Source organism: Mycobacterium conspicuum (assembly GCF_010730195.1).
Lineage (GTDB): Bacteria > Actinomycetota > Actinomycetes > Mycobacteriales > Mycobacteriaceae > Mycobacterium > Mycobacterium conspicuum.
In genome coordinates this window covers 5,962,344-5,988,381 of record NZ_AP022613.1, presented here as the reverse complement: position 1 = coordinate 5,988,381, position 26,038 = coordinate 5,962,344, and the positions used below count along the sequence as shown (strand labels likewise).

The following is a 26,038-nucleotide window of genomic DNA, read 5'->3' as shown; positions in this document are numbered from 1 at the left end:
ATCCCACCGCATATACCGTCCAGGTATGAATCGAGTTTCGGTGATCACCGGCGGTGCCGGCGGCATGGGCCTGGCCACGGCGAAAATCGTCGGCCGCGACCACACCCTGATCCTCTGCGACGTGAGGCAAGACCGGCTCGACGCCGCGGCCGCGGCGCTGCACGAGCTCGGGATGCAACCCACGATCGTCAATTGCGACGTCACCGACCGTCGTGCTGTCGAGAGCCTGCTCGACACGGCGAACGACCTCGGAACCCTCGCCTCGGTCATCCACACGGCGGGGGTCAGCCCGAGCATGGGGTCCGCCGACTACGTCATGCGGACCAATGCGGTCGGCACCGTCAACGTCAACGAGGCGTTTTATGCGAAGGCCGGCGAAGGCGCCGTGATCGTCAACGTCGCGTCGATGGCGGCCCACATGTTGCCCGCGGAAATGGTTCCGACACAACACTTTCCGTTGGCGCTGCACGACGCGGACGCCTTCTGGGACGCCATGATGGCGCCCTGTGACGCCCTTCCCGAGGAGGCACGATCCGGCATCGCCTACGCCCTGAGCAAAAGCTTCGTGCGGTGGTACAGCCAGTCGCAGGCCGAAAGGTTCAACGCGCGCGGCCTGCGCATCCTGTCCGTCTCTCCCGGGTCCATCGACACCGAGATGGGCAGGCTCGAAGAGCAAGCCGGGGCCGGGGCGATGGTTGCCGACGCCGCGGTCCCGCGGTGGGGCAAGCCCGAGGAAATGGGCGAGCTGCTCGCCTTCTGCGCCAGCGCCAAGGCGGGCTATCTCACCGGCACCGACATCCTCAACGACGGCGGAGTGATCGCCTCGATGACGGAGCGCGCCAGGGCGGCCACCGCCAATCAGACCAGGTAGTAAAGATCGGCCCGGTCCTTCAGATCGATCGCATTGACGGGCGACCTGCCGACTTCGACCGGAGCCAAGTGGCCGCGGGCGTGACGCACGGCCCTGAGCGTCGCCGAAAATTCCTCGTCTTCTTCGGGGAAGATGTGCACAGGCGGGAACCAGCTTTCGATTCCGACATTGTGCAAAATGCGAAGCGCGTCAGCGCGAACCCCGGCCAGCAGAACGGTCACGCCGCGCGCGGTCTGCTCGCGGAGGAAGTGCTCGATGCGCTCGATGCACACCACGTCCGGGTGGCGGACGCGCTTGAGCCGCAGGACCACGAACTTCACGTCATCGTCCGCGATCCGTTGATGCAGCACCATCAGGTGGCGGTCCAATTCCGGTGCAGCGCCGAAGAATAGCTCGCCTTCCAGGTCATAGATGATGATCGACGGGTCGACGAGGTCACCGGGGATCCGCTCGCGGACCACACGCTCGGGGGCGACAACGAGCTCCTTGGCTTTCAGCCTCGCCGCCCGCGGTACGAATAGCAGGATCGACAGGATCACACCGAGCAGGACCGCCTTATCGAGATCTATTGCCACGCCGGTGAATGCCGTCACGATCACCAGTCCGGCGTCATAGCGCGACGCCCTGAGCGTGTAGAACAATCGCCTGAAGTCGACCAGCCTCGCCGCGGTCACCAGCAGCAGCCCCGCCAGCGCGGGCTGCGGAACGTATCGCAGCAGCGGCGCAAACAGCAGTAACGCGGCGGCAACCGTTGCGGCCGAGACGATTCCAGAGAATCGTGTCTTGGCGCCCGACTGGTAGTTGATCGCCGAGCGCGACAGCGAACCCGAGCCCGGTAAGCACTGAAAGAAGCCGCCGCCGAGGTTGGCCAGTCCTTCGGCCATGATCTGTCGGTTGTAGTCGATCTTCTGCTGGGTCTCATAGGCAATGGCTTTGGCGATCGACAGCGCCTCGATGATACCGACGAATGCGATAGCCAAAGCGCCCGAAGACAACTCGGGCAACCAGTCCGGGTGAACCTCGGGGATGTGCGGGGCGGGCAGGCTGCGAGGGATCTTTGCCGCCACCGCCACCGCCGTATGCCCACCGCCGCCGGGAACCGACCAGCCGGCGAAATAGGCGATCAGGCCGGTAATGATCAGCACGGCGAGCATGTCGATCTGGGGCCACCCGAAGCGGCGCACCAGTTGCCGCAGCACGACCGCCAATGCCACCGCGGCGGCGCTGAGCGTCAACGCGCGGTAGTTGATGTGATCACCGCGGAACATGGTGAGCCACACCCGACGCAGCACTTGCATGTGCCCGTTGCCCTTGTCGCGCACCCCCAGCGCGTTGCCCAACTGTCCGATGGCAAGCAGAGATGCCGCCGCGGCCATGAAGCCGATGATGACCGACTCGGAGATGTAGCGCGTCAGGTTGCCCAGCTTGAACAGGCTGATCACGATTTGGAAGGCGCCGACGAGGACGGCCAGCAGGAACAGGCCCTCGAACAGCTCGGTGGTGTTCTCCGAATCGATGAAGGCGAGCGCAGTGAACACCAGCAGCGATATCGCGCTCGTCGGCCCGTTGATCAGGTGCGAGGACGAGCCGAAGATCGACGCCACGATCGTCACGACGATGGCCGAGTACACGCCGAAGCGGGGATCCACCCCGGCGATCAGCGCGTAGGCCATCGCCTGGGGGAAGGAGATGGCGGCGACGGTGAGCCCGGCGACGAGGTCGTGCCGGCCTTTCGCCATGTCGTAGTTGAGAGCGCGGCGCACTTTAGGTGCCCAGCGCCGCGGAGAGCGTGTCGAGGATCCCGTTGGTGCCGAAGAACTGCTCGCGCGCGTCGCTCCAGTCCTTGGCAATGGCTGTGATCGGGAAGAGCGTCAGCGGAGGCAGCCGGTCGGTGTGCTTGGCCAGAATCGCCGGATTGCAAGGCCGATAGCCGAATTGGGCCACCTGCTCCTGCGCGGCGTCGGTGAACAAGTAATTCAGGTAGGCCTTGGCGTAGGTGGCGGTCTTGGGATCGGTGAGGTTGGCGTCGACCCAGGCCACTGCGGGCTCGGCGAGGATGCTGACCGGTGGGTAGACCAACTCGAGTTCGTCCTTGTTGGCGGCCACCTCGCGCAGCGCCTCGTTTTCCCAAGCCAGCTGCACATCGCCAACCTTGGCCAGGGTGAAATTGTCGCCCGCGCTCCGGGCGCCGGCGTCGGACACCGCCACATGGTGCAGCAGCGTCCGCACGTACGCGGCCGCCTGGGCTTGGCTGCCGCCGCGGGTGGTGACCGAACCCCATGCGGCCAGAACGCTCAGTTGGCCGTTGCCCGAGCTGCGCGGGTTGGGTGTCACCACCGCGACGTCGCTCTTGATCAGGTCGGGCCAGTCGTGGATGCCTTTGGGATTCCCCTTGCGAACCACGAACACAACGGTCGAGGTGTAGGGCACCGAATTGTTGGGCAGGCGTCGTTGCCAGCCGGATGCGATCAGCCCCCGCTTGCTCAACGTCTGGATGTCGCTGATCAGCGCCAGTGACACCACGCTGGCTTTCTGGCTGCCGTCCAGCACGCTCTTCAGCTGGCGCCCCGAACCACCGTGCGACTCTTCGATGTCCAGCGTCACCCCGCTACGCGCGCGGTATTGCGGAATGAACGCCTTGTCGAGCGCCGCGAACAACTCACGCGTCGGGTCGTAGGACACATTGAGGATCCGATTGGCTTTGGCGTTGGGCAACGCGTCCGGTACGTTCTTGACCGCCAGCGCGGCCGCGGCAAGGACGACGGCGACGACGCCCAGGACGTTGAGCCACGGAACGCGCCGTCGGGCACGGGCACGCTCGTCCAGCGGAGGCGTTTCCACCATCGGCAGGCGTCCTCTCACAGTCCAGCGCCGAGCTTTTGGTTGACGTTAACGGTCAGGCCACCTTCTGGCAGCGTTGAGAATCAGCCTGAAGCAAACTGCCGGGGGCGCGGCAACCGCGGCCGCACCCGGCATTTAGGGTCAGGCACATGAGAAGCCGCGCGGCGATCCTCTACGAGTACGGCAGTCCCTGGACGGTCGAAGAGTTCGAATTGGACCCGCCGCGAGCCGGCGAGGTGCTGCTGCGACTGGCCGCCACCGGGCTGTGCCACTCCGACGAGCACATCCGGCAGGGCAAGCTGGCCCCGCCGCCGGAAACCTTACGCTCGCTTGGGTTGCCGGCCATGTCGCCGACGATCGGCGGGCACGAAGGATCCGGCGTGGTGCTCGAGGTGGGCGACGGCGTCACCGGGTTCGCCCCCGGCGACCACGTGGTGACGTCGTTCGTTGCGGTATGCGGGCTGTGCCGGTGGTGCGCATCGGGAATGGAATACCTGTGCGACAAGGGTTCCGGGACGATGACCCCGGGCATGCCGACCGACGGCACCTTCCGCCATCACACCGTCGACGGACGAAACCTGGGGCATATCTCCAAGATTGGCGCATTCGCCGAACACACCGTCGTCTCGGCGGACTCCCTGGTAAAGATTGACCAAGACTTCCCGCTGGTGCCCGCCGCCCTGCTGGCGTGCGCCGTTCCGACCGGCTACGGCTCGGCGGCGCGGCGGGCCGAGGTGCGCGGCGGGGACACCGCGGTGATCATCGGAGCCGGAGGCATTGGCACCGCGGCGATTCAGGGCGCGCGCATCAGCGGCGCCGCGCGCATCGTCGCGGTCGACCCGGTCGAGTTCAAGCGCGAGTCCGCGCTGAAGTTCGGCGCCACCCACACCGCCGCAACGGGATCCGATGCGATCGAGCTGGTGCGCGAGTTGACCCGCGGCGTGATGGCCGACGCGGTGGTGGTCTCCCCGGCGATGATAGGCGCGGCCGACGTCGGGACAGCGCTGGAGCTCACCCGCAAGGGCGGCACCTGTGTGCTCACCGGACTGCCGTCGCCGCGGTTGAATTCGATCGCCGTCACGCTGCAGGATTTCGTCTTGATGAATAAGACGTTGTGCGGCACCGTGTTCGGCTCCTGCAATCCCAAAAGCGATATTCCGCTGCTGGCCTCGCTCTACCGGTCCGGTCAGCTGCTGCTCGACGAGATGATCACCAAGCGTTACCGGCTCGACGACATCAACGAGGCCTATGCCGCCAAGGCTTCCGGCGAACTGATCCGCGGCGTCATCGATTTCGGCGTGAGCACTTCCTGATCACGCCGGCGTCAGACGGACCGCCAGACGGGTCGGTCCCCGCAGCAGGCTATTGGTGGACCACTCGGTCGCGCCGACGACGGATATCCGGCTGACGTGTGTCACCAGTTCCCGCAACACCGCCTGGGCCTCCATGCGCGTCAACTGCGCCCCGATGCACAGGTGTGCCCCGAAGCCAAAAGTCATGTGCTGGATGGGATTTCGATCCACCCGGAAAGCATCGGGGTCGTCGAACGCGCGCGGATCCCGGTTCGCGGCGCCGATCGCCAGCATGACCCGCGCACCCGCCGGGATCGTGACGTCGCCCACCCGGTAGTCGTTCACGGCGGTGCGATGGACATTCTGCGCAGGCGACAGATAGCGCAGTAACTCCTCGACCGCCGTCGGCACCAGGTCGGGATTGGCGCGCAGCAGGTCGTACTGCTCAGGGTGGGCGGCCAGCGTGTCGAACATGCCACCGAGCAGGTTGGTGGTGGTTTCATTGCCCGCCAGCAGCAGCAGCATCGCGAAGTAGAACAGCTCCCGGTCCGGCAGGGAGCCGGCCTCGTTCTCGGCCAGCAGCCGTCCCAGGATCGTGTCCGAGCCCTTCAAGCCGCCGGCGGCGAACTGCCGCGTGAAATAACGGTGCATCGCCCACGAACCGCGCAGCGCGGCGGCCAGCCTGCGGGCTCCGCTTGCGGTGAGATCGATGTTGGTGATCTGTACCGACGCTTCCGACCAGCGACGAAAATCGTCGACGTCGGTGTCGGGAATGCCCAGCAACTGGGCGATCAGGCGCACCGGCACCGGTATCGCGAGTCGCTGCACCATGTCGCAACCCGGGTGGGCCAACACGTCGCGGACCGTCTCGGCGGCCAGCCGGTCGATGATCGGACGCCAGCTGTCCAGGGCCGCTCTGGTGAAGGCGGGCATCACCTGACGCCGCTGTCGGGCATGTTTTTCGCCATCCAGCGACACCAGGATCGGCGTGGGTATTCGGGCCAGCGTGGGGCCGTCCGCACTGGACAGGTTCGCGTCGTCGCGAGCGGCGGCCCGGACATCGTCCAACCGGCTCAGGATCCACACTCTGCGTTTCGGGTTGTACTGCACCCGAGCGCCCGCGTGCAATCGACGGTAGGCCTCGTGCGGCTGGGCCGCGGTCGCCGCGTCCATCGGGTCGTAGCTGGTGATCTCCGCGTCGATCCGGGCGCGCCGGCGGGCGCCCCCGGCGTTGGCCACCATGGCTCCGGCGAGCGTGCGTGCCGCCGAGCCCGTGAAGCGAACTCCGTCCGTGAGCGTCATCGGCCACCTACCTGTATAGTTACGAATGCGACCGTAACGGAAACTTACGTAATCGACAAGAGGTCAGCGCAGTGGACATGACAATCGACGAACTCGCCCGCCGCGTCGACATGACGGCGCGAAACATTCGCGAGTGGCAAACCAACGGCCTGGTGCCGCCGCCCCAGCGCCGTGGCCGGATCGGAATCTACGGTGACGACCACATCTCGCACATCGAGCGGATCAAATCGCTTCGTGCGCAAGGCTTTCCGCTCGACATCATTCGGCAAATACTGGACCAGTCCGGTGAGTCGGCGCCTGAGATACGCCGAATGGCCTCGGAAGTGCTCGGCCCCGCGAACCTCACCGGATCGATGGAGATGAAACGGGTCGACCTGGCCGAACAGTTCGGCGCCGACGCGGAGCACCACTTGGCCAGTTGCGGGCTGATCGACGTCGTGGACGACGAACTGCTCGTCATCACCGACACACGAACGTTCGACTACGTCGATCAGCTGGTCGCGGCCGGCTTGCCGTTGGACAAGGTGGCAAGGTCGCTCACGCACATGACCGATCACCAGGTCGCGAGCATGCAGGAGTTCGTCGACCTCTATCGCCACGAGATCTGGGAACCATTCCTGCGGGCCGGGCTGCCCATCGACGAGTGGCCCGCGATCGCCGAGAAGACCCTGCAATTGCGCTCCCTGGGAATCGGTCTCGGCATGCAGGCGTTCCGCAGAGCCATCGACAAGGTGGCCGGCAAGGTCGCCACCGAGGAAGCCGCCAAGATCGAGGTGCCTACACCCGCGAGGAAGAACGCTTCGAAGCGGAGCTGACCAACGCCTCTCCGGCCGCGGCTGCACCGGTGCGGTGCAACCAATCTCGCGGCCGCAGCCGCCAAGTCCGCCGCGCGTAGTCCAGCTCGGTGTAGGGCCACTGGGTAACGATGCGGCCGGTCGGTGAGCGGAAGTAGCTGTCGCATTGCGTCCAGATGCTGCGCTCGAGGTCCGCGGAAAGCCGGTCGTTGTACCGCTTTTCGGCCTCCGGGCGCACGTCGAGGGAGCCACCTCGACGCGCCAGGCGGGCGACCGCGCTGGCCACCAGCCGCGCGCCGGCTTCGAGGATATAGACGATCGAGTTGCCGCCCTGGTTGGTGTTGGGGCCATAAAGCATAAAGAAGTTCGGGAAGCCGCTGACGGCGACGCCCAGGTAGGCGCTGGGGTCGGGTCCCCATCGCTCGTGCAGGTGCTGTCCCCCAATTCCGATGACGTCGATACCCGATAGGTAGCGCGACGTCTCGAATCCCGTGGCGAGCACGATGGCGTCGACGGGAAAGGCCTGGCCGGTCCGCGTCACGATCGACGTCTCGGTGATGCGGTCGATTGCGTCGGTGACCAGTTCCACATGCTCTTGCTGCAGAGCCCGGTAGTAGTCGTCGCCCAGCAGCACACGTTTGCAGCGGAACGGGTAGTCCGGTGTCAGCGCTTGCCGAAGCCGTTCGTCGGCGACGGTGCGCTCGAGGAACGAGGTCGCGATCTGGCTGCGGGCGGTGACGACCGGGTCGTCGGCGAGGGTCGCGGTGTTGTCGTGCTGGAATTTCCAGATCTGCCAGCGGGTGCGGCGGGTAGCCAGCGGGTCGCGCTTGAATCGAGCCAATTCTGTTGCGCTGTAGGGTCGGTCGTCCTTGGGGACCATCCACGGCGGGGTGCGCTGGAACACCGTGAGGCGTTCGGTCATTTTGGCCAGCTCGGGGACCACCTGCACGCCGCTGGCGCCGGTGCCGATCACCGCCACCCGCTTGCCCGCCAAATCGACGCCGTGGTCCCACTGCGCGGTGTGCATCAGGGTGCCGCCGAAGTCGTTCAGACCGGCGATGTCTGGGAGCTTGCGGGCGCCGAACAGACCCACCGCGCACACCACGACGTCCGCGGTCAGGGTGGCGGTCCGCCCGGCGTGCTCCAGCTCGCAGTCCCACCGGGAAGTGTCGGCGTTCCAGCGGATGGTGTCGACCCTGGTGTCAAGCATCAGGTGGCGACGCAGGTCGAAGTCGTCGGCCACCGACTCCAGGTAGGAGAGGATCTCGGGCTGGCGGGCGTAGGTACGGCTCCAAGATCTGTTGAGCGCGAACGAAAACGAGTACAGGTGACTCTGGATATCGCAGGCGGCACCGGGATAGGTGTTGCGCCGCCAGGTGCCCCCCACGCCGTCGGCGGCCTCGATGATCGTGAGGTCGTCGATGCCGGCGCGGCGCAGCGCCACCGCCGTGCCGAGGCCGCCGAACCCGGCTCCGATGATCGCCACCCTCGGTGCGGGTCGACGCCGCAGCATCGCCCGGGCTCGTCCCAGGAGGTACTTCACGGACCTGCCCCGCGGATCTCGAGCCCCTGCAGGTCGCCCGCGGCGCGCCAGGCCGCCAGGATATCGGCGTACTCGGTCGGTGCACCGAAAAAGAAGCTGCCCTGCCGAGTCTTGGCGTCCGCCTTGCCTTCCCGGTTGTAGTAGCCGGGAGTGCAGGTCTTAGCTCGTTCGGCGGTCATCGCCGAACGGGCCACCACGGTGTCGACCCAGGCGGCCTCGGCGTCGGCTGAAGCCTCGACTTCGGTGGCGCCGTGTTCGAGAGCCCAGGCGATGATCCATGCGGCGTGGCTGGCCTGCACGTCAAGCAGATACGGAAAGTTCACCGTAAGCCCGGCCTGGGCAATGCTTTCGATGAAGCAGTTCGGAAAACCGTTGGTATACAAGCCGTGAAACGTGCGCACACCGTCGCGCCACTTGGCGGTCAGCGTCACGCCGTCGCGCCCGATCAACTCGAACCCGGTGCGGCGACAGTAGTCCGTGCCCACCTCGAAACCCGTTGCGAAGATCAGGCAATCGAGCTCATAGTCAACCCCGTCGACCACGACACCGGTTTCGGTGATGCCGTCCACCCCGCGGCCGCGGGTGTCGACCAGCGTGACGTTGTCGCGGTTGAAGGTCTGCAGATACTCGTCGTGGAAGCAGGGGCGCTTGCAGAAGTAGCCGTACCACGGCTTGAGCGCCTCGGCGGTGGCCGGATCGATCACGATGTCGGCGACCCGAGCCCGGATTTCCTCCATCTTGGCGAAGTCCGCGAACTCGATGTCGCGGGTGCGTTGTTCGGGACTCACCGACGCTTGGATTTCACGGGTGTCGTGGCGCATCACCGGGAGTTTCCGGGTGATGCTGGTCCAGGCGTCGGCGACCAGATCTTGCTCCGCTTGGCCACCGGCGGTGAGGATCTGAAAGTTCTGTATCCGCTGTTGTTGCCAGCCCGGTGCTAAGGCCTGTGCCCACTGCATGTCGGTGGGCCGGTTGGCGCGGACATCGACCGACGACGGTGTGCGCTGAAAGACGTAGAGGTGCTGCGCGGCCGCGGCCAGATGCGGCACGCATTGGACCGCGGTCGCCCCGGTGCCGATGATGCCGACCCGCTTGCCTGCGAGGTTCTCCAGCTGTTGGCCGGTGTAGCGGTAGTCCCAGCGGCTGGTGTGAAACGCCTTCCGCCGAAAGGAGCCGATCCCGGGTATGCCGGGCAGCTTCGGTTTCGCCTGATACCCGTTGGCCATCGAGACGAACCTCGCCCGCATCTCGTCGCCGTGGTTGGTTCGGATGATCCAGCGCGAACTCGCCGCGTCCCAACGGATCTCATGCACATCGGTCTGCAGGCAGGCATCGCGATACAGGTCGTAGTGCGCGGCGATGCGCTGGCAGTGCGCGAAGATCTCGGCGCCCTGGGCGTACTTGTCCGCGGGGATGTAGCCGAGCTCCTCCAGCAGCGGGATGTACACGTAGGACTCGACGTCGCAGGCGATGCCCGGATACCGATTCCAGTACCAGGTGCCGCCCACGTCGGCCGCGCGGTCGATCAGCCGCACGCTGTCGACGCCGAGCTGGCGCAGCCGCGCTCCGGTCAACAACCCGCCGAAGCCCGCGCCGACGATGGCCACGTCGACCTCGTCGGTCAGCGGCTCGCGGGTGAACGTTCCATCCACCCAGGGGTCATCGGCGAACCGGGCGAACTCCCCGGCGATCTCGACGTACTGCGCGATGCCGTCGGGGCGCAGGCGCCGGGCGCGCTCGTCGGCGTATTTCTGCCGCAGCGCATCGACGTCGAACGCGCACCCCACCGTCTCGGTCAAGGTCTCGGCCTCACTTCCCGTGCGCCAGACTCTATAATTAATCGCTTGATCGTATCAAGGGATCGGCCCGCGCTAGCCGAAGAGTGTGCCTCTGACCAGGACTTTGGCCGAGCCCAGCGCGGACTGGTAGGCATCCGACGGCAGCGTGGCGGCCAGCTCGGTCAGCCCATAGACGAGCGCATAGATCGCCTCGACCGTGCCCCGCGAATCCGTGTCAGCGCCAAGTTCGGCCAGCTCCCCCCGCCGGTCCGCGTCCGCGACGATCCCCTCGATGATCTCCCGGAAGGCCTCGAACCCGGCGCCGATGGCCTCGATGTTTTCGGCCCGGATCGCCCACTCGAACGCGGCCAGGTGCGGGTACTCGCGCATCAGCTGACCGCACTCTTCCAGCACCGCTTCGATCCGGTCGCCGATGCTGCCCGGTCTCGCTGCGGCCTCGCGCAGGCGCGGCATCGCGGCATCCGCCCTGGCCGCGACGGTCGCGTTGATCAGCTGGGCCTTGGTCGGGAAGTAGTTGTACAGGCTGGCGCTGCTCACATCCGCCATCCGGGCGATCTCGCGGATGGTCGCCTTGGAATACCCGACCTCGGCCACGCAGCGCATGGTCGCGAAGATGATCCGCTGGCGGGTCTCCTCGCCGCTGGCACCGACGGGTCGGCCCAGCTGCGCCCGGGTTCCCATGCGCTCGAATATATTCGACCGATCGATGCGTTCCCGGTTCCCAAGGTGGGGGTGGCATGACCGTCGCGGCCTCTCCGCTGGGCCGACCCGTGGGCGCGGACAGCGCGCAGACGCGGCGGCGCATCATCACCGCCGCGATGCGTTGTGTGGCCCAGGCCGGCTACTCGCAGGCCACGATCCGCGAGATCGCCCGCGCCGCCGACATGACCAGCGGCAGCCTTTACCACTACTTTGCGAACAAATCCGACCTCTTCAGCGCGACCGGCGAGGAGATCGAGCAGATCGTCCTGCCGCGACTGCGCGCGGCCATCGCACACACCGACGATGTCGTCGACCGACTCGATGCGGTGCTGGACGAGTCGAAGCGGTTGATCGTCGACTATCCCTACCTGACCCCGTTCCTGCGGGCGATGCGCGCCCACAGCACCGCGCAGGCCGGATCCAAAGCACTGCGCGATGTCGTCACCGAGGTCGTCGAGGACGCCCGGGTTAAAGGACGGCTGTCCGTCGAGACCGATGCCGGCGCCGCGGTGGAGGCCATCTGCGCCCTGACGCGCGGGCTGTCCGAACAGGCCGCCAGCCTTTCGCCGCGGGCCTACGACGCCACGCTGAACGCGGCGAAGAAACTGATCAGGGGATCGTTATTCGCGCGACCGAGCCAACGTTGAGTTGGCCGCGGCGGTCAACGAGTCGCCCAATGTCCAGAGCGCCACGCCAATCAGCACCAGATCCTTGAGCAGGAATTGGCCCGGCAGCGCCGACAACACGGGCAGGCCGCCGGCGTGGGTCAAGACGACGCGGGGCGTGGTGAACAGGAAACTGATCGTCCCGGAAAAGAGCACCACCGCCAGCGCACTGCCGACGGCCGACGCGCGCGGCGCCAGTGGGTGCAGCGCAATGAGAAGCGCCGCAACGATTTCCATCGTCCCGAGGCCCCGCGCCACCGTCGTCACGCTGAATACGTGGTAGATCCAGCTCATCAGCGGGCTGTGTTCGATCAGCACGCGGGATTCCATCTTCACGTACTTGCCGAATCCGATCCAGGCCAGCACCACCACCAGGCCGTAGCGACTGACCAGCTGCCCGGCGCGAGTAACGTTGTACGCCAGTGGGTTTGGCCCCCCGTCGATCATGCAAGATGTCCTTCCGTCAATCGAGGACCGTCAGGGCGTCGACGATGTCGGACACCTCGGTGCGGGACGTGTAGTCGGGATGTACGTCGATCCAGCGGATGATCCTGGTGCCGTCGACGACGACCACGGTCGGCATCGGCAGGCCGTGGGTCCCGTCGGCGTTGGCCGCGGACGCGTCGACACCAAGCCTGAGCGCAGCGGTGCGCGCCGCCTCGCCCGGAGCCGTCAGCACACCCAAGGCGGTGGCTATCTGGTTGCCGGGATCGGACAGCACGGTGAAGCTGAGCTCGTTCTGCTGCTGCGTTGTCAGCGAGCCGTCGGGCTTTTGCGGGCTGATGGCCACCAGCGGGATATCGCGCGCGGCCAGTTGCGGGACGAGGTGTTCCTGGTAGGCGCGCAGCGCGAGGTTGCAGTAGGGGCACCAGGCCCCGCGGTAGAACACGACGACCGCGCCGCGCCCGCCGATGGCCTCGGCGAGTGTGGTCGGCGCGCCGTGCACGTCGAGGAGTTGTCCGTCGGGCATGGTGTCGCCCGGTGCTGCTACGCCCGCCGGCACCCCGGCGGCCCGCAGGGCGGCCTGCTCGGCGCCGAAGGTGCTCAGAACGTCGTCGGGGAGCTGGCCGGTCATCGCGCCCTGCAGTTGCGTGACTCGGTCGGCGATGGTGTCTGAGATGTCCATGACTCTGTGCCCCTCGCAAGAAGTGAAACCGATTGGTAGACGGACGAGCTCAGCCTGCGAGTTCAAAAATGGAGTGTCAACTCCAAAATCGAGTACTCTTGTGGTCCATGCCAGTCGCCTACGAAAAGCTCACCGCCAAGGGCCGAGCCACCCGGGAACGCATCGTGGCAGCGGCCTCCGACTTGATGCTGCGGCGCGGCGTGGCACGAACCACCATCGAAGACATTCAGGAAGCCGCGGCCATCAGCACCTCGCAGCTGTACCACTACTTCGCGGACAAGAACGATCTGGTCTCCGCCGTGATCGACTATCAGGCCGACCAGGTGCTCGGCTTTCAGCACCTCGGCCTGGACCGCATCGAAAGCATCGCGGACTTGCGGCGCTGGCGTGACGCCATGGTCGACGTCGTGGGCGGCCGAAGCGGCGTCGGCGGCTGTCCGCTCGGGTCGATGGCCAGCGAGCTCTCCGATTGCGATCCCCTCGCGCGGGCGCGGCTCGCACGAGCATTCGCCCAGTGGGAGAACATGATTCACGACGGAGTGGTCACCATCGCGAAACGTGCGGAATTGCCCGCGGGAACGATCGATCGGATCGCACTGGCGATGCTCGCCGCCCTTCAGGGCGGCCTGCTGCTGAGCCAGGTCCGCCGCGACGCCGCCCCGCTGGCGGCCGCGGTCGACACCATGATCGACCACCTCAGCCGGCTAGGGGCGCGCTGAACCGGGCAGCCGTTCTAGTCCGGAAACGATGAGCCGCAAGCCGAACTCGAACTCGTCGGCCAACCGAACCGGCAGTTCGTCGGCGAGGGCGACCGTGGCCGGATAGCGGGCCGGATCGAGTTGATGGAAGGCCGCAGATATTTCGGCCTCCTGGGAAGTGCCGTCCGTTGACCCGGCGACCTGGATCGCGAACCCCAGCACATAGCGGGACACGGTGGCGTAGGCGCAGGCGGCGGCGGCCGGCGCGAATCCGTTGTCGAGCAGCACCGACAACACGAGCTCCCGTTGGGCCAGCGCGTTGGGGCCCAACGGAACGTGCCCGATCAACAGGGATGCCACATTGCCGTGCCGGCTCAGCGCGTCAAACATGTTCTGTGCGAACGACATACAGGCTTGCTGCCAAGGCAGCGTGGCAATTGCATGCAGATCGGCTTCGCCGATCATGCGGTCGACGAGCGCGGCGACCAATTCCGAGCGATCGGCGAAGCGCCGGTACAGCGTCGCGGTGCCCGATCCCAGGCGCTGAGCCAGCGACCGCATGGACAGCGCCTGCGCCCCCTGTTCGTCGACGAGTTCCACGGCCGCGGCGAGGATCCGGTCCAAAGGCACGGCCGGGCGGCCACGGGAGCGGGGCTGGTCGGCAATGCTCACTTGACACCCTTCGGAATATTGGTCACACTGTATCCATTAATAATTTCCGGGTCAAATCCTCTGACAACAAGGACAATTCGCCATGCTTCCCGCGTTGCTCCCACTGGCCCGTGAGCCCTTCACGGCTCCCACCGACCGCGACATGCTGCCCTCCGAGCGCCGCGAATTCGTACGCACGCATCGCACCTGTGTGTTCGGTTACCGCCGCCGCAACGACGGCCCGGCCATGTCGGTCGTCTACTACATCCCGACCGACACCGACGAACTGCTGGTGTCGACGATGGCCGGCCGCGGCAAGCAGCGCATCGTCGAACGCGACGGCAAGGTCAGCCTCTGCGTGCTCGACGAGCGGTGGCCGTTCAGCTATCTGCAGGTCTACGCCGACGCCACCATCGACCGCGACCGTGAGCTGGCCGTCGAGGTCATGATGGCGGTGGCCGGCCGGATGTCGGGCCAGGCGCTCCCCGACGAGGCACGCCCCGCGGTCCAGGACATGTGCGAGCGCGAGAACCGCGTCGTCATCCGCTGCCGGCCCTACTCCAGCTACGCAACGCCGCCGCGTCACCTGCACCGCAACGATCAGGTCGAACAGCTCAGCCACTGGGTGTCCGGTGTGGTCGGGTGGGACGCCGCCGATCCGGGCTGATCCCCTACTGCGCGACTACTCCGCGGTGTAGCGGTCGCGCAGCTTGACCAGCGTCGCCTCGATGCCCGCGGCGTTGTTCTTTCGGGCCCCGATCAGGTCGTAATACCTGATCAGGTTCTTGAGCGCCCCGGCGTCGTGAAAGTCGAAGGTCTCGGTGACGCGGGTCCGCGTCGGGGAGAGTTCCGCGAACTCCCAACGCCAGCGATGGCCCACCGGATGGCGCCATTCGACCAATTCGTTGGGCTTGAACGCGGTCACCGTGCTGGTGATTCGGTACGGCAACCCGTACATCTTCATGCTCGTCGAAAACTTCGATCCCACAGCCATTTCCGCGGGCACCCTGATGTTGTCGCGCACGGTGCCCGACCCGTCCAATTCGTGGTGGCGTCGGGGATCCGCGGCCATCGCGAACAGCTCGGCGGCCGGCGCTGCCACTTCGACCGACCGGCAGACCCGCCGGGGGCCTGCGTCCACAACGGTGACAGTCATGACTCTCCTTCCGTCGGCGACGACGCGGACTCGACGCTACGCTTCGCCGAGTGCTCCGTGAGCACGGTTCGGACAACGGCGTTGCGGCGAGGAGGTTCACCAGATGGGCCAGGCGCTCTCGGGAAGGGTGGCGCTGATTACCGGCGCCGCGCGGGGACAGGGCCGGGCGCACGCGGTGCGCCTGGCCGCCGAAGGCGCCGACATCATCGCGGTTGATCTCGCCGGGCAGCTGCCGTCCAGCGTTCCGTACGACTCGGCGACGCCCGCCGATCTCGCCGAAACGGCCGAGCTGATCGGCGCCAAGGGCAGACGGGTCATCACCGCGGTGGTCGACATCCGTGACCTCGACGCGTTGAAAGCGGCCGTCGACGAGGCGGTCGGCGAGCTTGGTCGTCTCGACATCGTCGTCGCCAATGCCGGCATCTGCAGCCCGGCGCCGTGGAATCGGATCACGGCCGAATCCTTCCGCGACACCATCGACACCAACGTGACCGGCACCTGGAACACCGTGATGGCGAGCGCTCAGCACATCATCGACGGGGGCCGCGGCGGGTCGATCATCCTCATCGGGTCCGCGGCCGGCGTCGTGATGGAGCCGTTCATGATCCATTACGTGGCGAGCAAACACGCGGTGGTCGGCCTGGCCCGCGGGTTCGCCGCCGAGCTGGGCCGGCACAGCATCCGGGTGAACAGCCTGCACCCGGGGGCGGTCGAGAGCCCGATGGGCGGGGGCCAGATGCGCGAGGCGATCCACTCGGCCGGCGAGACCTACCCCTACCTGCGGGGCCTGAACAGGCCGCTGCTACCGGAAGGCCACGCCCAGCCCGAGGACATCGCCGACGCCGTCGCCTGGCTGGCCTCCGACCAGTCCAAATTCGTCACCGGCACCCAGCTCTCGGTCGACATGGGCATTTCCTACTGCTGACGCCTCCCGCGAACCGAACCTGGCTGCGATTTCCGGCGCCGGTCTTCGCAGTGTGGTTTGGCTCGCGGAGCGGCCGATATGGGATAGTTGGTGCAACTCACACCGCGTCCGGCGCTCTACGAAAGTCATCACTGTTGGGTCACTTTGAACAACTGTCGCTGCTGCGTGGCTGGCTGCCAACGGCGGTACAGGCGTTCACCGTGCTCGTCGGGCTCGGCGGGATCGGACTGCGCAGGCGGCGTTGGCGCCGGTGGGCGTCCCCGGCGGCGCTGGTCGTCGCGGCCGCGGTCACGGTGCTGGCGTATCGGTACATCGCCTCCCTGGGGCTGGCCGGCGACCCGGCGCCGACGTCGTTGTGGCTGTGGATAGCGATGGGCGGGCTCGCCGCCGCCGTGCTCGTCTTGGGCTGGACGGGTGCTCGTTGGTGGCGGCGCGGGTTGTCGCTGCTGGCGGTGCCGCTGTGCGCGCTGTGCGCGGCGTTGTCCCTGAACCTGTGGGTCGGTTACTTCCCGACGGTGGGTGCCGCCTGGAATCAGCTCACCTCGGCCCCGCTGCCCGACCAGATCGATCGCCTGAAGGTGACCGCGATGCAGATCAAGGGCACCAGGCCGGCCAAGGGCGTGGTGGTGCCGGTGACCATCAACGCCGACGCGACGCATTTCCCGCACCGCCAGGAACTGGTCTATCTGCCCCCGGCCTGGTTTGCGACCAACCCGCCGCCGCGGCTCCCGACCGTGATGATGATCAGTTCGGCGTACAACACCCCCGCCGACTGGCTGCGCGCGGGCGGCGCTTTCGACACCGTGGACAACTTCGCGGCCCGGCACCAGGGCTACGCCCCGGCGCTGGTGTTCGTCGACGCCACCGGCTCGTTCGACAACGACACCGAGTGCGTCAACGGCAGCCGCGGCAATGCCGCCGACCACCTAACCAAAGATGTGGTGCCGTTCCTGGTGAGCAACTTCGGGGTGAGCGCCGACCGCGCCAATTGGGGCGTCGCCGGCTGGTCGATGGGCGGCACCTGCGCCGTCGACCTGACGGTCATGCATCCCGAGATCTTCAGCGCATTCGTCGACATCGCCGGCGACATCCGCCCCAACATCGGCACCAAGGAGCAAACCCTCGCCCGGCTGTTCGGAGGCAACCAGGCGGCCTGGGCGGCCTACGACCCGATCACCGTGATGAACCGCCACGGCCGCTACGCCGGGGTGTCGGGCTGGTTCGACGTGCCGGCGCCCAGCGGTCCGCACAACGTTGCCCAGGCGGCCGGCCCCGGTGCGAACAGTGCCGACCCGGTCGCCAACCCGGAAGGCCAGGACGCCGCCGCAAACTCGTTGTGCAACGCCGCCGCCGCCCACGGGATCAACTGCGCGGTGGTCACCCAGCCGGGCCGGCATGACTGGCCGTTCGCGGCGCAGGCCTTCGCCGCGGCGCTGCCGTGGCTGGCCTTTACGCTGGCAACGCCGAACACCGAGCCCATCGAGTTGCCTCAACGCCACGGCGGGCAGCCGCACTAGGTGGGGGTTGCGGCGCCGAGCTATCTATCCTCGGGGCCCCCGCGAGGCCTTCCGTGCACCCGATGAGACGCTTTTCGCAGCGAATCGTTAGCTAACCCCCCGAGCTCAATACGACATATCGTCGCTGCTACTGGTACGGTTCGCTGCTGTGGACGCGGACTTTGGCAGCGTGGGCGCCCCTCGCGGGCGCCCGCGCGACCGAGGCGCTCACCGCAAACAATCCACGCAGAATCGGGTGGCCTCCGCCGGATTCTTTGACGGCATCGCAATGCCGGAGCTGAACCGCCGTCGCTTCCTCGGGTCGCTTGCCGCTGCCACGGTGGCCGTTGTCGGCGCGGCGCGGCTGGTGGTCGATCCGCAGCCGCGGACCTTCGCCCAGACGACCGGTGGCGCGCCCGCGACCTCGGGTCCCGCCGCGCCGGCGGGGTTGCTGCCGCCCCCCTCGCCCGGTGCGCGCATCGCGCTGCCCGGTGGCGGCGCACTCACCCGGATCCCCGGCGACGGTGATCTACTCGCGCTGACCCTCGACGACGGCGTCAACAGCGAGGTGGTGCGCGCCTACACCCAGCTCGCCAAGGACACCGGCATACGGCTGACGTATTTCGTCAACGGCACCTACGACTCATGGACAGAGAATGCGGCGCTGCTGCGGCCGTTGGTCGAATCCGGACAAATTCAGCTCGGCAACCACACCTGGTCGCACCCCGATCTGACCACGCTGACCAAGAGCGAGGTCGCCCGGCAGCTCACGCGCAACGACGACTTCCTGAAGAAGACGTACGGAGTCGGCGCCAAGCCGTACTTCCGGCCGCCCTATGCCAAACACAACGCCGCCGTCGATGCGGTGGCGGCCGACCTTGGTTACAAGGTCCCGACCTTGTGGTCGGGCTCGCTGTCGGATTCCACGCTGATCACCGAGGACTACATCGTGCAGATGGCCGACAAATACTTCACTCCGCAGCAGATCGTCATCGGCCACCTCAATCACGCGCCGGTCACCCATGTCTATCCGCAGCTCGTGGACATCATCCGAGCCCGCAACCTGCGCACCGTCACCCTCAACGACGTGTTCCTCAAAACCCCCTAAGCAGTGACGGCTACCGCGCCGCATCTGCGGGTGCCACTCACCAGTTTCATCGGTCGCGAAACCGAAGCCGCCGACGTTCAACGGCTGCTCGCCGAGAACCGGCTGGTGACAGTGAGCGGTGCGGGCGGCGCCGGGAAGACGCGGCTCGCGTTGCACGTCGCGGACCGGGTGGCCGCCGGTTACGACGACGGCGTGTGCGCGGTGGATTTTTCGCCCGTCGCGGAGCCCGAGCTGGTGGCCGTGACGATCGTCCGCGCCTTTGGCCGGTCCGATCAACCCGGGCGTTCCGCGGTGGACACCCTGCTGTCTTTCGTCGCTGGCCGACGTGTGCTCCTGCTCTTGGACAACTGCGAGCACCTGCTCGACTCGATCGCGTCGCTGGTCGACTCGCTGCTGCCCGCCTGTCCGCAGGTGAAGGTGCTGGCGACCAGCCGGGAGCCGATGGGCGTTGCCGGCGAGGTGACGTGGCGGGTGCCGCCGCTCTCCCTGCACGACGAGGCCGTCGAACTGTTCGCCAGCCGGGCGCGGCTGGTGCGCCCCACGTTCCGCCTCACCGAAGCGAACCGTGCCACCGTCACCGAGATCTGTTCTCGCCTCGACGGCATGCCGCTGGCCATCGAACTGGCTGCCGCCCGCGTTAGGGCATTGTCCCCCAACGAGATCTTTGACGGGCTGCGGGATCGCTTCCGTCTGCTGACCGGCGGCGCGCGCACCGCGGTGCCCCGGCAGCAGGCGTTGCGGGCGTCGGTCGACTGGTCGCACGAGCTGCTGACGCAACCGGAGCGCATCCTGTTCCGCCGGCTGGCGGTATTCAGCGGTGGCTTCGATCTCGATGCGGCCCAGGCGGTCGCCGCTATCCGGTCAACGGGGGCAGACCTCGAGCGCGAGGAGGTTCTGGACCTGGTCACCCTCCTCGTCGACAAGTCTCTCGTGGTGGCCGACACCGAGGACAGCCGTACCCGCTACCGACTACTGGAGACCATGCGCCAGTACGCGTTTGAGCAATTGGACGACTCCGGCGAAGGCGATGCCGTGCGCGCGCGGCATTGCGACTACTACGTACACGTGGCGGCCGCGGTGGACACGGCAGCCCGCACCGCGTTGGATCGCAGCCTCGCGCGGGCCGTGGTGGAGATCGACAACTTCCGCGCGGCCTTCGCCTGGACCCGCGCAAGGTCCAACACCGAGGCAGCCCTGATGCTGACGTCTTCGTTGCAACCGTTGTGGCTGGCATTGGGCCGACTGAACGAAGGCTTGGCGTGGTTCGATGCCGTCCTCGACGATGCTGACTCGACGACGGTGTCGCCCGGCGTGCGGGCGGCTGCGCTCGCCGATCGGGCCCTGCTCGACACCTGGGCTTTCGGAGCCCGGGGCGCGCAGCAGGCCGATTCGGCATTGGCGCAGGCCCGCGCGACCGGCGATCAGGCGCTGATTGCTCGAGCACTCACCGCGCGCGGCATTGTCGCCACAATGCACGGCGAACCGGCCCAAGAACAACTGGCCGAGGCGGCCGACCTGGCCCGCACCGTCGGCGACAGGTGGCGGCTCTGCCAGATTCTGGGCTGGCAGGCAAACCTCGCATACCTGGCCGGGGACCCGATTGCCGTGCGGGACGCCACCACCGAGGGCCGCAAGATCGCGGAGGAGATCGGCGACCGGTTTACCTCGCAGCAGTGCCGCACCTGGGCGGCCTGGGCGCAACTGGTGAGCGGCGAGCCCGGGGAAGCCGCGAGTCGATTGGGTGCGATCGCCGAGGAGGCCCGCGCGGATCAGGCGTTGATCTGGTGGGTGGTGAGCGCCCACTATGCGGCGCAAGCCGCCGCCTGCCAGGGCGATTTGCACCCGGCGGCGATCGGGCTCGCCGCGGTTGCGTCGCCGGCCGAAGAATTCGGCCCGTTGTGGAGTGGGAATTCGCACGCCGTGCGCGCTGTCGTGGCGCTGGCGGAGGGCGACGTCGCGAAGGCCGATCAGATGAGCCGGATCGCGTGGGATCAGCTGATGCCCGCTCCGCTCCATCAACACATGCACGGCCATCTTCTCGCCGACGTTGCCTTGGCGCGGGGTGATCTGGGCGCGGCACACACCTGGGCGGATCAAGCTGTTGCCACGGCCACGGGCTGGCATCGAGTGCTGGCCTTGACCGCCAGAGCACGCGTACAGTTCGCCCGACGGGAGCCCGAACTCGCCGAACAAGACGCCTACGAGGGACTGGCCCTCGCCGCCGCCCTGGGCGCGCTTCTGGCTGTCCCCGACATACTCGAAAGCCTCGCCACTACTGCGCGAGCCGGTGGCGGCCACACCCGTTCGGCGCGGCTGTTCGGTGCCGCCGAGGGTATTCGCGCGCGGATGGGGACGGTCCGGTTCAAGGTCTACGACGCCGATCACGAAGGGGCGACCCGTGCGACGCGCGACGCGATGGGCGACAACGCCTTTGAGGCCGCGTTCGCCGAGGGATCCGCACTATCCACCGCCGAAGCGATCGCCTACGCGCGGCGCGGAAAAGGGGAACGCCGGCGGCCCACGATGGGATGGGCCTCGCTGACGCCGGCCGAGCGCGACGTCGTGCGCCTGGTGTGTGATGGGCTGGGTAACAAGGAGATCGCCCAGCGGCTACTGATCTCACCGCGCACCGTGCAAACCCATCTCACCCACGTTTACACCGAACTGAACCTGACCTCTCGCGTGCAGCTCGTCCAGGAGGCATCCAGCCACGACTGATCAGACGCTTGCCAGCGGTGCGCGATCCGCGTCGTGGCCGCGTTGCCCCTGGCTTCGCCGTGTACTCAGCGCTCGCCGAATCATGCTGGGCCGCAACAGCTTAAAGGGCGAGTCGACTAGCCATGCGACCCTGGCGAACTGTTCGAACACGGCGACGTCATGCTCGGCGGCGCGCAGCACACGGTCCATGTAGCCGTTCAGCAGGCGGGTGGCCAGCGGCGGCGTCCCGTCTACCTCGGGCAGGCTCAGGTCCCCACCGACCGTCAGCTGCCAAGCCTGGCCGATGGGTATTGCGGCCGCCCGGAAGAACCGCTGCGGCAGGCGATTTAAGCCACCGACCAGGCAGTCACGCAACACCAGCGCCTCCATCGCCGCGACCGTCATGCCCTGACCGTAGATCGGGTTGAAACTGCACACGGCATCCCCGACGGCCAGCAATCCCTCGGGCAGCCCATTCGCTCGGTCATAGCGGCGCCAGCGACTTGACGGTAGGCGGTGCTGCGCCACCGGGCTCATCGGTTCGCCGGCGCGCACCGCAGCCAACAATCGGCCCGGCATGAACCCCGCGGCAAACTCGCACATGCCCGGCAGATCAACGGGTGGGTCGTTGCCAACCATGCCGAAGGCGGTGAAAAACGCGGTGTCGTTTTCGCATTTGACAAGCACCGCACCCGTCGGCCGCCCCGGCACCGGCGAGACGATGGACGCAACCTCCTCTAGCCCGTGGCCCGGCATCCGCAAGAGCTGGCTGGCGTACATCACGTCCACGACGACCTCGTCTTCGGGGGCCGGTTGATAGCCAAGCCCCTTGAGCAGGGCCGGCGTCCGGGACCCACGCCCGGTCGCGTCCACCACCAGATCCGCCGTCAGCTCGAGGGTTGCCTTGTCGCTGCGTCGCACCACCCGGGCCCCGCTGACCCGGCGCCGACCCGTGACGCAGATGTCGGCGATGTCATGACCGTCGAGCACGGTGAGGTGGGGAATGGCGCGCACCCGGCGCCGGACGTGGCACTCCAGGAAGGGTCGGGTCATGCTGTAGGTCCTGAGCCCGGTCGACGCGCCCGCCCGCACGGCCAGGTGCCCGTTCATGCAGAAGTACAGCTTCGACAGGTCCGTGCCGTCGAACACGACGGCACCGTCGGCGACGAGTTGCTCGAGCAGTCCGGGGAACAACTCGTCGAGCGCTTGCGCGCCCCGCATGAGCAGCCCGTGCGCATGTCGACCTTGCGGCACCCCCTTCCGGACGTCGGCGGTGTCTCCCAGCATGTCGCGTTCGACCACCGTCACCCGCGCGTAGAAGTCGGCGAGCACCCGCGCAGCGAGCAGTCCGGCCATGCTGGCCCCCAGCACAATCGCGTGTTCACCGAGCGGTGCCTTTTGGGCGAAAGGATTCATCGGTCCAGCATCGGCGGACGGCCGGCGCATATCATCGGCCAACATGCGTAGACGACGCCAAGGGGGTCGTAGGCCAGAAACGAATCGAGCGGATGAACTCGCTTACGCCGTTTTGCCGCTGACTCCCTTCGGTCAGCGATCGGCCATGCGGGCCAGACGGTCGTCGAGGGTGGCGTGGAAATGCCCCGCGGCGCTCTCATGCCGCCCGAATTCCACGAACGCGTTTGCCCCGGAATGCAATCCGCGTTGGACGCCCTCCGACATCTCGTTGTCCTCGATGAGACCGCGGGCGATCAGGCTGGCCCCGCCCGTCGGGTTGGACTCGGCGGCATCAGCTGAGTCAGCGAGGTCGGGCCTGACCATCGAATAGGTGGTGACCGTGGTGTGCCCGACGTCGACCGGGTCGATCACCACCATCGACACCACGTCCGGGAAGGTTGCCAACATTACGTTGGGGAACAGCTGATACAGATACGTCACCCGCGCGAAGGTCGTCCAGGTGCTCTCGGGGCGATCCCGAAGCCGTTCAATGTTGCGGTACGGGAAGGTGATACGGCTGTTCGGGCCGAATGTCTCGATCACATTGAGGTTGTCGTATTGCAGCGGGAAGAAGGTGGTCTTGTGCGTCGAGCGGATGTGATAACCCTCCAGGAATTGCTCGGCGAGCACCTTCCAGTTCATGGCGCGCATGGTGGATTCCACGTGAACCAGCCGCTCGAACGGGAGCAGCTTGTCACGCCACGGGCTTCCGTCGGCCAGCCCCGCCCAATCCGGCTGCGCCGCATCGGCATTCGCGGGATCGACCGGCCCGATGACGATGAGCGCGTCGACTTCGCGGCTCGCCACCTCGACCAGGCCGCGCGCCGAAGGCTCCAGATCCGGGAACGCGGCATCGTGTGGCACGTGGGCCAGCGAACCGTCCAGCCGGTACGTCCAGCCGTGGTAGCGGCACACGAACGCGTGCGAGCAGCCGGCCCCCTCGACGAGGGCGAAGCCGCGATGCCGACACGCGTTGCGAAACACGCGTGCCCGCCCATCTGAGCCGCGCACGGCGAACAACGGCACCCCGAACGCGGTCCGCTCGACGTGGTCACCCGGGTTCGGGATCGTCGCCGATGGAACGAACACGCTCGGCATTGCGCGCAGCAAATTGAGTTCGGCGGTGAACCTGGCCGGGTTCAGATAGTTCTCGACGGGCTCACGCCACGCCTCGCCCTCGTCGGTGGTACCGGCGTCGATATGGGCGAGGATGCGCCGGACAATCTCGACGTCATCGGCGACCAACGGCTTCGTCAGGGCACCCATGCGTGTCAGTATCACATTATGATCGTCATGCGTCAATGAACGAGTGATATGCAGAATGTCCGCTGATCAGTGAAAATAGCCGGATGGCCGCAGCACCCAAGTCCCGCGTGAGCGACCTGATCGGCAACCGGCCGCTCAGCGCGCGCTCGGTGCTCGCGTCGGCGCTGCTGGGTGCGGACCAGGCGCGCCTTTCGGTCAGCGCGCTGGTCGCGATGGCCTCGCTGTTCGGTATCAGCGACGGCGCGGCCCGCACCTGCCTGTGGCGAATGGTCTCCAGCGGCGAACTGACCGCGGCCGACGGCTACTACACGTTGGCCGGGCACTTGCTGGAACGCCGTGAGCGCGTCGACGAGGCGTCCCGGATCGAGGATGCGCGGCGGTGGGACGGCACGTGGGAGCTGGCGATCGTCTCGCTGGAGCGCCGGCCGGCGGCCGATCGCCTCGAACTCAGGAAGGCAGCGACGGCGCTACATCTGGCCGAACTTCGGGAGGGCGTGTGGATCCGCCCGGATAACCTTGACCCGCAACGGCTCCCGGCGTCCCGAGCCATCCTCGACCGGCAGTGCACCCACTTCCACAACGCCGCAACGGATATCACCGCCGACAAGATGCCCGCGCTGTTTTCGCTCGACGCGTGGATGACCGATGCCAAGCTGCTCACCGAGGCGATGGACGCCGAACTCAAGCGGGGCAGCCGTGACGATTCGACCGAAAGCATGCGGTATGAATTCGCACTGTCGATCGCGGTGGTCCGGCATCTTCAGCTCGATCCGATGTTGCCCGACGAGCTGACTCCCAAGCACTGGCCGGGGCACACCTTGCGCAGCGTCTACCGCCGTTTCGACGGTGCGTTCAAACGGCGAATCAACGAATTCCTGCGGCAGTCATAGCGCGTCGACGATCTCCTTCGCCTCGCGCAAATCGGCCCCGGTAATCTCGCGAAACAGCTTGATGGCGGCGATCTTATTGCCGGAGCGGGCCAGGGAGATGACTTCAGCGGGCACACCGCCTCCCGGACGCCCCGCCGCGGCGGCGCCGTCGCTGAGGAACGTTGGACAGGGGACGCCGGCGGCTTCCGACAACCGTCGGACCTGTTCTTCGAGCAGCGCCAAGCGGCGGTTGAGGAGCGCAAACCGTTCTTCCATGCCGACACGATATCCGGTCAGCCGCCGGATTGGGCATCGAGCAACACTTGCAGGGTCCTGCGCAGTTCAGCCATGCGGCGTTGACCCAGGAGCTGTTGCCAGCGTTTCTCCAAACCGACTGCATGGGAGCGCATTACGCGCAGCGCCTGGCGGCCGCGGGGGGTCAGCTCGATGAGTCGGGCTCGTGCGTCCGCCGGGTCGGGAACCCGAACGACGTAGCCGTGGCGTTCCAGGGCGGCAACGGCCTGAGCCACGGCCTGCCGGCTCACCCGGAAGTGGTCGGCCAGATCCGACGCGTGCAGCGCTCCGGCGGCCAGCGGCACCAGCACCGCCGATTGCGCCGGCCGGATGCCGTCGAGTCCGGCCGAGGCGAACGCCGCTCGCAGGTGCGGAGCGCCGGACGCGGCCAGCAATTGCACCAGGGCCGGAACGGTGGGCTCCCACTCGGCATCCACTGCGCGTCGCATGGCCACGAGTGTGCCACCCGTCGGCAATTGACAAGTTAC

Annotated in this window: 25 protein-coding genes; 11 read left to right on the top strand and 14 right to left on the bottom strand. The window is 67.1% G+C overall.

Annotated features, from left to right (window positions below; translation table 11 throughout):
* Positions 1-25: 25 nt before the first annotated feature.
* Positions 26-871, top strand: a complete 846-nt coding sequence (locus G6N66_RS27595) for an SDR family oxidoreductase (RefSeq protein WP_085234016.1) — start codon at positions 26-28, stop codon at positions 869-871.
* Here the strand turns inward: G6N66_RS27595 and G6N66_RS27590 are convergent.
* Both G6N66_RS27590 and G6N66_RS27585 read right to left on the bottom strand, forming a co-directional pair.
* Positions 859-2,610, bottom strand: coding sequence for a SulP family inorganic anion transporter (locus G6N66_RS27590; RefSeq protein WP_085234098.1), 1,752 nt, complete (start codon positions 2,608-2,610; stop codon positions 859-861). The two genes, G6N66_RS27595 and G6N66_RS27590, sit on opposite strands and share 13 nt — an antisense overlap.
* 25 nt (positions 2,611-2,635) lie before the next feature.
* A complete protein-coding gene (locus G6N66_RS27585; RefSeq protein WP_085234015.1) occupies positions 2,636-3,715 on the bottom strand; it encodes a sulfate ABC transporter substrate-binding protein in 1,080 nt (359 codons plus the stop codon).
* A gap of 146 nt (positions 3,716-3,861) precedes the next feature.
* Between G6N66_RS27585 and G6N66_RS27580 the strand changes: the two genes are divergently transcribed.
* On the top strand, positions 3,862-5,025 hold the full coding sequence (locus G6N66_RS27580; protein ID WP_085234014.1) for a Zn-dependent alcohol dehydrogenase: 1,164 nt from the start codon (positions 3,862-3,864) through the stop codon (positions 5,023-5,025).
* On the opposite strand, the gene G6N66_RS27575 is transcribed toward G6N66_RS27580, so the two are convergent.
* A complete protein-coding gene (locus tag G6N66_RS27575) occupies positions 5,026-6,306 on the bottom strand; it encodes a cytochrome P450 (RefSeq protein WP_085234013.1) in 1,281 nt (426 codons plus the stop codon).
* 77 nt (positions 6,307-6,383) lie between these two features.
* On the opposite strand from G6N66_RS27575, the gene G6N66_RS27570 reads away from it, so the two are divergent.
* A complete protein-coding gene (locus tag G6N66_RS27570) occupies positions 6,384-7,121 on the top strand; it encodes a MerR family transcriptional regulator (protein WP_232079570.1) in 738 nt (245 codons plus the stop codon).
* Here G6N66_RS27570 and G6N66_RS27565 read toward each other — a convergent pair.
* From G6N66_RS27565 to G6N66_RS27555, 3 genes are all read right to left on the bottom strand, one after another.
* Positions 7,084-8,613, bottom strand: a complete 1,530-nt coding sequence (locus G6N66_RS27565) for a flavin-containing monooxygenase (RefSeq protein ID WP_085234011.1) — start codon at positions 8,611-8,613, stop codon at positions 7,084-7,086. The genes G6N66_RS27570 and G6N66_RS27565 overlap by 38 nt on opposite strands.
* Before the next feature lie 26 nt (positions 8,614-8,639).
* Entirely contained in the window at positions 8,640-10,442 is a 1,803-nt protein-coding gene (locus G6N66_RS27560) for a flavin-containing monooxygenase (protein WP_085234010.1), read from the bottom strand.
* Positions 10,443-10,514: 72 nt separating this feature from the next.
* Positions 10,515-11,123 (bottom strand): TetR/AcrR family transcriptional regulator, encoded by a 609-nt coding sequence (locus G6N66_RS27555; RefSeq protein ID WP_085234009.1) that lies wholly within the window; start codon positions 11,121-11,123, stop codon positions 10,515-10,517.
* A gap of 56 nt (positions 11,124-11,179) precedes the next feature.
* Here G6N66_RS27555 and G6N66_RS27550 point away from each other — a divergent pair, with 56 nt between their 5' ends.
* On the top strand, positions 11,180-11,791 hold the full coding sequence (locus G6N66_RS27550; protein WP_085234008.1) for a TetR/AcrR family transcriptional regulator: 612 nt from the start codon (positions 11,180-11,182) through the stop codon (positions 11,789-11,791).
* Here G6N66_RS27550 and G6N66_RS27545 read toward each other — a convergent pair.
* Both G6N66_RS27545 and G6N66_RS27540 read right to left on the bottom strand, forming a co-directional pair.
* Positions 11,765-12,256: a DUF417 family protein gene (locus tag G6N66_RS27545; RefSeq protein WP_085234007.1), complete on the bottom strand. Its 492-nt coding sequence runs from the start codon at positions 12,254-12,256 to the stop codon at positions 11,765-11,767. The two genes, G6N66_RS27550 and G6N66_RS27545, sit on opposite strands and share 27 nt — an antisense overlap.
* Before the next feature lie 16 nt (positions 12,257-12,272).
* Positions 12,273-12,935, bottom strand: a complete 663-nt coding sequence (locus tag G6N66_RS27540) for a peroxiredoxin-like family protein (protein WP_179968326.1) — start codon at positions 12,933-12,935, stop codon at positions 12,273-12,275.
* A gap of 107 nt (positions 12,936-13,042) precedes the next feature.
* Between G6N66_RS27540 and G6N66_RS27535 the strand changes: the two genes are divergently transcribed.
* On the top strand, positions 13,043-13,654 hold the full coding sequence (locus tag G6N66_RS27535) for a TetR/AcrR family transcriptional regulator (RefSeq protein ID WP_085234006.1): 612 nt from the start codon (positions 13,043-13,045) through the stop codon (positions 13,652-13,654).
* On the opposite strand, the gene G6N66_RS27530 is transcribed toward G6N66_RS27535, so the two are convergent.
* On the bottom strand, positions 13,640-14,257 hold the full coding sequence (locus G6N66_RS27530; protein WP_085234096.1) for a TetR/AcrR family transcriptional regulator: 618 nt from the start codon (positions 14,255-14,257) through the stop codon (positions 13,640-13,642). The genes G6N66_RS27535 and G6N66_RS27530 overlap by 15 nt on opposite strands.
* 130 nt (positions 14,258-14,387) lie before the next feature.
* Between G6N66_RS27530 and G6N66_RS27525 the strand changes: the two genes are divergently transcribed.
* The gene (locus G6N66_RS27525) at positions 14,388-14,951 is read left to right on the top strand and encodes a pyridoxamine 5'-phosphate oxidase family protein (protein ID WP_139825300.1); all 564 of its coding nucleotides are present in this window, start codon (positions 14,388-14,390) and stop codon (positions 14,949-14,951) included.
* A gap of 15 nt (positions 14,952-14,966) precedes the next feature.
* Here the strand turns inward: G6N66_RS27525 and G6N66_RS27520 are convergent, their stop codons facing one another.
* On the bottom strand, positions 14,967-15,440 hold the full coding sequence (locus G6N66_RS27520; protein ID WP_085234005.1) for an SRPBCC family protein: 474 nt from the start codon (positions 15,438-15,440) through the stop codon (positions 14,967-14,969).
* Positions 15,441-15,543: 103 nt separating this feature from the next.
* On the opposite strand from G6N66_RS27520, the gene G6N66_RS27515 reads away from it, so the two are divergent.
* From G6N66_RS27515 to G6N66_RS27500, 4 genes are all read left to right on the top strand, one after another.
* Complete coding sequence (locus tag G6N66_RS27515) at positions 15,544-16,365, top strand: mycofactocin-coupled SDR family oxidoreductase (RefSeq protein ID WP_085234004.1); 822 nt, start codon at positions 15,544-15,546, stop codon at positions 16,363-16,365.
* Positions 16,366-16,496: 131 nt separating this feature from the next.
* Positions 16,497-17,882 (top strand): alpha/beta hydrolase, encoded by a 1,386-nt coding sequence (locus G6N66_RS27510; RefSeq protein WP_139825316.1) that lies wholly within the window; start codon positions 16,497-16,499, stop codon positions 17,880-17,882.
* Positions 17,883-18,159: 277 nt separating this feature from the next.
* A complete protein-coding gene (locus G6N66_RS27505) occupies positions 18,160-18,969 on the top strand; it encodes a polysaccharide deacetylase family protein (protein WP_085234094.1) in 810 nt (269 codons plus the stop codon).
* Positions 18,970-18,972: 3 nt separating this feature from the next.
* A complete protein-coding gene (locus G6N66_RS27500) occupies positions 18,973-21,687 on the top strand; it encodes a helix-turn-helix transcriptional regulator (RefSeq protein ID WP_085234002.1) in 2,715 nt (904 codons plus the stop codon).
* On the opposite strand, the gene G6N66_RS27495 is transcribed toward G6N66_RS27500, so the two are convergent.
* Together G6N66_RS27495 and G6N66_RS27490 are read right to left on the bottom strand one after the other, a co-directional pair.
* Entirely contained in the window at positions 21,688-23,082 is a 1,395-nt protein-coding gene (locus G6N66_RS27495) for an FAD-dependent oxidoreductase (RefSeq protein WP_085234093.1), read from the bottom strand. It abuts the gene before it with no gap.
* 132 nt (positions 23,083-23,214) lie between these two features.
* Positions 23,215-24,387 (bottom strand): aromatic ring-hydroxylating oxygenase subunit alpha, encoded by a 1,173-nt coding sequence (locus G6N66_RS27490; RefSeq protein ID WP_232079432.1) that lies wholly within the window; start codon positions 24,385-24,387, stop codon positions 23,215-23,217.
* A gap of 83 nt (positions 24,388-24,470) precedes the next feature.
* On the opposite strand from G6N66_RS27490, the gene G6N66_RS27485 reads away from it, so the two are divergent.
* Entirely contained in the window at positions 24,471-25,277 is an 807-nt protein-coding gene (locus G6N66_RS27485) for a PaaX family transcriptional regulator C-terminal domain-containing protein (protein ID WP_085234000.1), read from the top strand.
* Here G6N66_RS27485 and G6N66_RS27480 read toward each other — a convergent pair.
* Positions 25,272-25,532 (bottom strand): ribosomal protein L7/L12, encoded by a 261-nt coding sequence (locus G6N66_RS27480; RefSeq protein ID WP_085233999.1) that lies wholly within the window; start codon positions 25,530-25,532, stop codon positions 25,272-25,274. The two genes, G6N66_RS27485 and G6N66_RS27480, sit on opposite strands and share 6 nt — an antisense overlap.
* A 17-nt stretch (positions 25,533-25,549) precedes the next feature.
* Positions 25,550-25,999, bottom strand: coding sequence for a MarR family winged helix-turn-helix transcriptional regulator (locus tag G6N66_RS27475; protein ID WP_085233998.1), 450 nt, complete (start codon positions 25,997-25,999; stop codon positions 25,550-25,552).
* Positions 26,000-26,038 lie beyond the last annotated feature (39 nt).